Genomic DNA, 211 nt, shown 5'->3' with positions numbered 1-211 from the left:
ATGCTCGTGATCTCTTCAGTCCTCTACGGCAGGAGGTCGCGCGATGAGTGCCGGCGAATCCGGCTGCTGATCTGGAAGGAATTCACTCAGCTGCGCCGCGATCCACTCCTGATCCGGTTGCTGCTGGTCATGCCCGTCCTGCAGCTGATCCTGTTCGGTTACGTGGTGGCCGTGGACATCCGCAACCTCGCCACGGCGGTGGTGGACCTCA

At 62.1% G+C, this 211-nt stretch carries 1 pseudogene; it reads left to right on the top strand.

What is annotated here, in order from left to right:
- Positions 1 to 211, top strand: a pseudogene (locus BN358_RS26820) (hypothetical protein); the annotation flags it as partial.

It is taken from the genome of Sedimentibacter sp. B4, from assembly GCF_000309315.1.
Lineage (GTDB): Bacteria > Bacillota > Clostridia > Tissierellales > Sedimentibacteraceae > Sedimentibacter > Sedimentibacter saalensis.
Note: the sequence above shows the minus strand (reverse complement) of the source record. Positions and strands in the feature narration are given on the sequence as shown.